Here is a 7,703-nt window from a genome sequence, read left to right as displayed (position 1 = left end):
CTAATGTGATAAGGTGAGAGTATTTAAATCTTCCTTGTTTTGTTAGTATTTGAACTATTATAATCCTATTCCTAACAGTGTTTGGAATCTCATATACCCTAGCAGATTTATCTGCTTGAGCATAATCTGATATGTCTATAGTTTTTGCAATGTTTTTTGCTGTTTTAGAAGAGTATCCTTTTATAATGAATTTTAATTTTGATATAGAGGATACCATATCTATTATTTCCTCAGTTCCATATCCGCTATCTCCGCGTATGATTAACTTACCTATTTTCAATTGTTCTCTATATTTTTCCAAAGAAAAATTTAGAAGGTCTTTGAATCTATGTGAGCAATGGACATTTCCAGAATCGAGATACATTGCAACTGTTTCAGCATTTTTTCCTGCCAAAGCAGCTGATAACTGATATCCAGATTGATTTTTTTTCTTTGAAAAGTTTACTATGAATATCTTCAAATTGAGATATATTTGTAGCATTCATTCGCCTTAAAAGAATATTAATTTGAGATTGGTCAGGGAAACTATCCATTTTAAATAAATTTGCTGATAGTTTTTCAGTTCCGAGCTTTTCATAAATAATACCACCTTTCTTATTTTAGAGTACTTGTCGAATGGTAATTCTTTTATAAGAATATGGTATTATTTTTTTGTCTTTTATTCTATGGTAAAAATAGGGGATGAAGTTTTAATTTATAATAGAGTTGCTAATATTAAAACTGTCTATACAAATGTTAGTGAATACTTTTAGATATTTTGACTAATATAACTTAGGTTTTATCGTTTAATATTCCGTTGAAAAATTTGAGTGTTTGACCGTAGGGAGTTTCTCGAATTTTAGGAATATTAATAAGATAAAATCTTAGTTATATTCAAAATATCGTTGTATTCGCGGTATTTGTATAGATAGTTTTTAATAACCCTCAGACCCTAAAAAAATAACCCAGATTTCGTTTGTACGAAATCTAGGTAACTATAATTTTAATTTTGGAAAATACTTATTCATATAATTATTAAATAGATCTATATTTTTCATTTGTTCTATCTCACCTACTCTAGTAGTATTTAAATGACCCTCGTTTTTGGCTTTAATCATAAAAAAATCCCCCTTAAAATTAAAAGGGGGGTTAATCTCTACTCTTCCATTTCCCAGTTATGGTAAACTTCTTGTATATCATCATCATCTTCCATCATATCTATCATCTTATTCATAGACTTAACTAAATCTTCACCATCAAGCTTTGCAGTAGTTTGAGGAAGCATCTTAACATCTGCTGCTATAAATTCATATCCCTTTTCTTTTAAAGCATCAGATACAGCACTAAAATCTTCTGGAGCTGTTAATACTTCGAATCCATCTTCTTCAGTTATGAAATCTTCAGCACCAGCTTCTAAAGCTACATCCATTAATTCTTCTTCATCTATTCCTTCATTACCTATCATTATTTGACCTTTTCTATCAAACATGAATCCAACGCATCCTGAAGTTCCTAGATTTCCACCGTTTTTATCAAAGTAGTATCTTACATTTCCAGCAGTTCTGTTTTTGTTATCAGTTAAAGCTTCTACTATAACTGCAACTCCACCAGGTCCATATCCTTCGTACACAACAGCCTCATAGTTATCTCCTTCAGTTCCACCTGCACCTTTTTTAACAGCTCTATCTATATTATCATTAGGCATGTTGTTAGCTTTAGCCTTATCTATGGCTGTTTTTAAAGCTGCATTATATTCAGGATCTGCTCCACCTTGTCTTGCTGCAACAGTTATAAGTCTTCCATACTTTGTAAATACTTGAGCTCTTTTTGCATCTTGCTTACCTTTTCTATTAATTATATTTCCTATACGTCCCATATTTCTCACTCCTTAAATTTCAACATTAAACACTGTAATTTTAACACAAAATCTCATTTTAGTAAATAAATTAGAATACAGGAGGCTTTGGTGGCATAACTCTTTTATGCTCTGATCTACTATGTAATCTATCTATTATAGCCTTATCCTTTTCAGGAACTTCTTCTCCCTTAACTACCTTGTCTATCATATCATAAGTTGTTCCCATCTCATTTTCATCAGTTTGTCCTTCCCAAAGACCTGCAGATGGAGCTCTATTTAAAACTGATTCTGGAACACCTAAAACCTCTGACCATTCGTAAACTTCTCTCTTTGTTAAGTTAGATATAGGAAGTATGTCTACTCCTCCATCTCCATACTTAGTGAAGTATCCTGTATATACCTCAGCTGCATTATCAGTTCCAACTACCATGTAGTTTAAGTTATTAGCTGCTGTATAAAGAGTACTCATTCTTATTCTAGCTCTTAAATTAGCATCAGATATTCTAGTGTTATCTTCATTATATATATCATTATCTTTCATATTATCAACTACTATATCGAATAACTTAGATTGAACCTCAGTTAAATCTAAATCTAAATATTTTATTTTACAAGCATCAACAACCTTTAAAGCATCCTCTCTATCCTTTGGGCTGCTTTTTATGGGCATTATAACTCCTAATGAATTATCTGGAAACGCCTTTTTAATCAAACAAGCAACAAGAGCTGAATCTATTCCTCCTGAAATCCCCACTACTAATCCTTTAGTTCCAGATGTTTTTACTTGCTCTCTTAACCAATCTACAGTTTTTTCTATTTTTTGTTCCATCGTCAACATTACACTACCCCTTTCCTCATATTCTGTTTTTAGTATAGTCAACTTTACTAATTTATTTCACATAAAGCGAAATTTAATTCAGACGGAGTTTTTATTCCAACTGAATTTTTATCTTTCCGATAAAATTAATTATATCATAAATATATTTTGTAGTTTATGTTAAAAATAATACTGGTGATAAAATATGAATATAAAGACTATATTAATAGGTTTTGTAACAGGATTTGTAAATGGTATATTTGGTTCTGGTGGTGGAAGTATATTAGTTCCAGCTCTTAATAATCTACTTGACATAGAAGAGCATAAATCTCATGCTACTGCTCTTAGTATCATATTATTTTTTACACTTACCAGTTCATTTATCTACATAAGAAGTGGAATATTTAATTTAAACGTTACCTACAAGGTTGCTATAGGAGCTACGGTTGGAGGAATCCTTGGAGCTAGGCTTTTAAACAAATTTTCAGGCCCAAAACTTAGATTAATATTTGGATTTTTTATGATAATAGCTTCATTAAGGATGGTGTTTTAATGCTTATATTAATAGGGCTTTTAGCCGGTATTATAGGTGGTATGGGTATAGGTGGAGGAACAATTCTTATACCTTCTTTATTATTCTTAACTTCTATAGACCAAAAGATGGCTCAAAGCGTAAACTTATTGGCATCTATTCCAATGACTATATTTGCACTCATTTTTCATATAAAGAATAAGAATGTCGAGTATAAAGTTATACTACCTATAGTATCATTTGGAATAATAGGAGCTTTCTTAGGCTCTAAAATATCGTCTAATTTAAATTCAGATTTTTTAAGAAGAATATTCGGAGTATTCTTATTTGTAATGGGAGTTTACGAAGTCAAAAAAGGTTTTCATAAAAAAGACACTACTCCAAAAAAGTAGTGTTTTCTTATATCTATCCTAATTCTACATATAAGCAATCATAGTAAACTATATTAATTCCAAGTTTTTTAGCCTTATCTATCGTATCTTGATCAAAGCTTCCAGGCTGGAACCATACATTTTTTATTCCAAGATCAGATATATCATCAAGCAATTCGTTTGATATTTTCGGATTAACTATTACACTAACACATTCTACCTTCTCTGGTATATCCTTTATAGAATTGTATATTTCATATCCTTCTATTTCACTGTATTTAGGGTTAACTCCGTGAACTATATATCCCTTATCATTTAATTTTTTAAATATTTTGTATCCATATTTACTTCTATTATCTGTAGCTCCTACGACTGCCCATTTTTTCATTTTGATCATTTCTTCTTTTAATTTTTCTACATCCATAATATTCCTCCTGTCACAAGGATTTATACCTAATTAAAGTTTAATCTAAAAGTATTTCATCATTGTATTTAGATAAATAAAAATCTTCCTTTTCTTCAACTTCAACATTCGAACTTGTTATATCTATTATTTTGTTTTTTACTGAGTTTACTTCATCTAATTTTGAGTATACTACTATTGTAACCATATCTTCATATAATATTTCTTTTATTATGTATCCCAAATTCATAAGTTCATTTTGGACTTTGCCTAAAAGAGTGTAGTCTATTTTAAATCTTATATCAGTGTATAAAATTTTATCTATTATCTTAGATGCATTAAGACCTACTTTCGCTCCTTTTGTATACGCTCTTACAAGTCCACCTGCTCCTAATTTAATTCCCCCAAAATATCTTGTAACAACTACTGCTACGTTTCTTAAATCCTCTTTTTTTATAACTTCAAGAGTTGGTATTCCAGCTGTTCCAGATGGTTCTCCATCATCACTATATCTTTGAATATCCATATTCATTCCTACTGTGTACGCCCATACATTATGAGTTGCATCCTTGTGTTTTTTTTTGATTTCATTTATAAATTCTCTCGCTTCGTCTTCAGTTTCAACAGGTTTTGCATATCCTATGAATCTAGATTTTTCTATTATAACTTCATCTTGACCGTATTCATGTATAGTTTTGTATTGTTCTATCATAAAAATCCTCCTATTTTTTATCCTATTCTAAAATTTTAGCATAAAGTGAAACTTAATTCAGGTGGAATTTTTACTCCAACTGAATTTTTAGCTGAACTAATCCAGAAGCTATAGAGTTCTTAGCTCTAACCCTAAAAGGATGGAGCATTAGAATTCTTAGCTTTCGGGCAAATAATGGATATGAAAAAGCCTGTTGATTAAATAATCAACAGACTTATATTAATAGCTAGTAGCTTCTTCTTCTTGTTTTATCATTTCGCTTTTCTTATCTCTTATATAAAACGGTATATACCATAGTGAAAATATACCTATAGCTATAATAGCAAGTATAGGCACATAATATGGATAAGGTGGCAAGTAGTCAAGTGGACTTTTACTAAGTGGCTTACTTCTTAAATATGAATAATTAGCTTCTATAGCGTAGTTTACCATCTCTACTCCTACAAAGTAAACTATTGTCCAATTTATAGTTTTTTTAAGCGATGATAGTTTTGGTTCAAATTTGTAAAAATACATCATGAACAATACAGATATCAGCATTCCTCCATGACCCATAAAAAACTGTATAAACATAACATGTGGAAATTCAAACCCAGGATCAGGCGTTATCAAAGCCATAATACTTCCCGACATTCCCCAAAAATAAGCAATTTCAAAAAAAGCATAACTTTCTCTTAAAACCATTATAATACATAAAATAGTCGTTATCCTACATAAATATAAAGGTAGAGATTCTTGCCATGTGAAATTGCCAGAAGTTATATACCAAGAATACATAAGAAACTGTTGAACAATAAGCATAATTCCTATACCAAATCCTACTTTTTTTCTATTTTTTTGTATATGCTCTCTCATTAAAAACATTCCTAAAATAATAGAACCTATTATTATCAATGTAGTTATATGACTCTTTGAATAAAGATTAAAACTTGTTGAGTCATATGTAGATTTCCAAAATGCATCCATATATATTTTTTCTCTCCTTTTGTTGTCTATATCTTACAATTTCATGTAACAACCTCTATATTATAACACATATATACACAATAAAAAACGTTTATAACTTCCTATTTTTTTACATTTCCAAATTTAAACACGCAAACTAAAAATGACGTGCATTGAAATGTATTTCAATGCACGTCATTTTTTCGCTCAACCACTAGTATTTATAAATCAGCTACATCCTTTAAAGATACAGCCTCAGTATCCTCTACAGGTTTTCCTACAAAATAAACAGTTCCTACTACAGCTAAAACTGCTATTGGAAGAGTTAAATATACAGGAACTCCAAGTCCTGCTGGTAAATATCCAAATACTATAGATATACCTCCTACTGTTAGTGCATATATAAGTTGAGTATTAACATGATCTATATGATTACATCCTGCTCCCATTGAAGACATTATAGTTGTATCTGAAATAGGTGAACAGTGATCTCCAAAAGTCGCTCCAGTTAATACAGCTCCAGCACTCATTATAATATATGAAGCTTCTGGAGATATAGCATGCGCAAGAGGTATAGTAAGAGGCATAAGTATACCCATTGTTCCATAAGATGTACCTGTTGCAAAAGATATTATAGCTGCAAGTGCAAATATTATAGATGGAAGTAAGAACTTAGGTATAGCACCAGATAATACAGATACTAAAAACTTAGCAGTTCCAAGCTCTTTTATAACACCACTTAAAGACCATGCAAGCAATAATATAACTCCTGTTATAACTAACGCATTCATTCCATTTACCCAAGTTTCAATAGCTTCTGAAACTTTAAATATTTTTTGACTAGTACCCATTACAATAGCTACTATACTTGCAAACAACGCTCCTTGGAATAAAACCACACTAGCATCAGATGCTCCAAAAGTTTCTCTAATAGCTGCAAATGACATAGGAGAATTCTTTAATATCTCTATTAAAGCAGCATCGTCCCCACCAATTATAGTATTGTATCCATTGTAATAAAATCCAAGTAAAGATGCAAATATCAAAACACCTATAGGAATTATAGCATTCCATACACTAAGCTTAATTCCCTCTTTAGGTTGAATTTCTTTGCTTTCCTCTACAAACTTAGAATCCATTTCATCACCTAGAACTTTTCCACTAGTTCTAGCTCTTCTCTCACATTTAAGCATCGGTCCAAACTCTCTTAAAAATACAGCAGTACAAACTATAAATACAAGAATTAAAATATTATAAAATCTATAAGGAATAGTAGATACAAATACAGAATAAGCATTTACCTGCTGACCTATACTTGCATAAGCATCCTTTATTAAGCTTATCTCATAACCAATCCAAGTAGATATAATGGCAATACCAGCTATAGGAGCTGCCGTTGCATCTATTATAAATGATAGCTTTTCTCTTGATATTTTCATTTTATCAGTTACAGGTCTCATTATAGGTCCTACTATAAGTGCATTTGCATAATCATCAAAGAATACTATTAACCCTAAAATCCAAGTAAATATTTGAGCACTTTTAGGAGATTTAGCTCTTTTAGCAAGACTTTCCGCTATAGCTTTAGCTCCACCCATTTTAGTTATAAGTGCAATAAGCCCCCCTATAGTTAAACACTGTAGAATAATACCCGCATTCCACGGATCTGCTAAAGACGATAACACATTATCTATTATAGATAAAAATCCATTAAATAAAGCCATTACAAAATTTGAACCATTAAGACTAATTAAAAACGTTCCCGAAAACACTCCTAAAAATAAAGATAACACAACATTCTTTGTTATAAATGCTAGAACTATAGCAACTAAAGGTGGCAATAAAGTTAATAATCCGAACTTATCGGCATTAACTTGAGCAGGGTCTAGCTCCTCTGCAAAACCGAAATTCATACATAAAGAAAACAACATAAAAGTTAAAATTAAAATAAATCCTCTTTTTCTCATTTTTACTCCTCCTAAAATTTATTAGTACAAGCGAAATTTTTTGGAGAAGAGTCCATCAAAACAAAAAAACCTTGAGTTTTCACTCAAGGTTAAATAAGCAATACATTAAATTAACACCT

The 7,703-nt window shown here is 30.7% G+C and carries 10 protein-coding genes; 2 read left to right on the top strand and 8 right to left on the bottom strand.

The annotated features are described in order from the left end of the window. The 4 genes from WJW32_RS06475 to nadE all read right to left on the bottom strand — a co-directional run. Positions 1-481, bottom strand: a 481-nt coding sequence (locus WJW32_RS06475; protein WP_340256632.1) for a transposase, incomplete at its 3' end; no start/stop codon positions are given. 493 nt (positions 482-974) lie between these two features. After that, positions 975-1,097 carry a hypothetical protein gene (locus WJW32_RS06470; RefSeq protein WP_340256630.1) on the bottom strand — a complete coding sequence of 41 codons (123 nt, stop codon included), beginning with the start codon at positions 1,095-1,097 and terminating at the stop codon, positions 975-977. A 38-nt stretch (positions 1,098-1,135) separates the two neighbouring features. Continuing rightward, positions 1,136-1,855: a YebC/PmpR family DNA-binding transcriptional regulator gene (locus WJW32_RS06465; protein WP_340256628.1), complete on the bottom strand. Its 720-nt coding sequence runs from the start codon at positions 1,853-1,855 to the stop codon at positions 1,136-1,138. 70 nt (positions 1,856-1,925) lie between these two features. Further along, positions 1,926-2,675 (bottom strand): NAD(+) synthase, encoded by a 750-nt coding sequence (gene nadE / locus WJW32_RS06460; protein WP_340256626.1) that lies wholly within the window; start codon positions 2,673-2,675, stop codon positions 1,926-1,928. A gap of 184 nt (positions 2,676-2,859) precedes the next feature. On the opposite strand from nadE, the gene WJW32_RS06455 reads away from it, so the two are divergent. After that, the gene (locus tag WJW32_RS06455) at positions 2,860-3,207 is read left to right on the top strand and encodes a TSUP family transporter (protein ID WP_340256625.1); all 348 of its coding nucleotides are present in this window, start codon (positions 2,860-2,862) and stop codon (positions 3,205-3,207) included. Continuing rightward, positions 3,207-3,578, top strand: a complete 372-nt coding sequence (locus tag WJW32_RS06450) for a TSUP family transporter (protein WP_340256624.1) — start codon at positions 3,207-3,209, stop codon at positions 3,576-3,578. The genes WJW32_RS06455 and WJW32_RS06450 overlap by 1 nt, the downstream gene beginning before the upstream one ends. A gap of 13 nt (positions 3,579-3,591) precedes the next feature. Here WJW32_RS06450 and WJW32_RS06445 read toward each other — a convergent pair whose 3' ends face one another. The 4 genes from WJW32_RS06445 to WJW32_RS06430 all read right to left on the bottom strand — a co-directional run bounded on the left by WJW32_RS06445 (position 3,592) and on the right by WJW32_RS06430 (position 7,584). Further along, positions 3,592-3,981, bottom strand: coding sequence for a CoA-binding protein (locus WJW32_RS06445; RefSeq protein ID WP_340256623.1), 390 nt, complete (start codon positions 3,979-3,981; stop codon positions 3,592-3,594). Between the two features lie 40 nt (positions 3,982-4,021). Further along, positions 4,022-4,672, bottom strand: a complete 651-nt coding sequence (locus WJW32_RS06440) for a YigZ family protein (RefSeq protein WP_445330216.1) — start codon at positions 4,670-4,672, stop codon at positions 4,022-4,024. A gap of 219 nt (positions 4,673-4,891) precedes the next feature. Further along, positions 4,892-5,638, bottom strand: coding sequence for a YwaF family protein (locus WJW32_RS06435; protein ID WP_340256622.1), 747 nt, complete (start codon positions 5,636-5,638; stop codon positions 4,892-4,894). Between the two features lie 200 nt (positions 5,639-5,838). Further along, positions 5,839-7,584: a Na+/H+ antiporter NhaC family protein gene (locus WJW32_RS06430; protein ID WP_340256620.1), complete on the bottom strand. Its 1,746-nt coding sequence runs from the start codon at positions 7,582-7,584 to the stop codon at positions 5,839-5,841. Positions 7,585-7,703: the final 119 nt, after the last annotated feature.

The sequence above is a fragment of the Tepidibacter sp. Z1-5 genome (assembly GCF_037844525.1).
Taxonomy (GTDB): Bacteria; Bacillota; Clostridia; order Peptostreptococcales; family Peptostreptococcaceae; genus Tepidibacter_A.
This window is presented reverse-complemented; position numbering and strand designations above follow the sequence as displayed.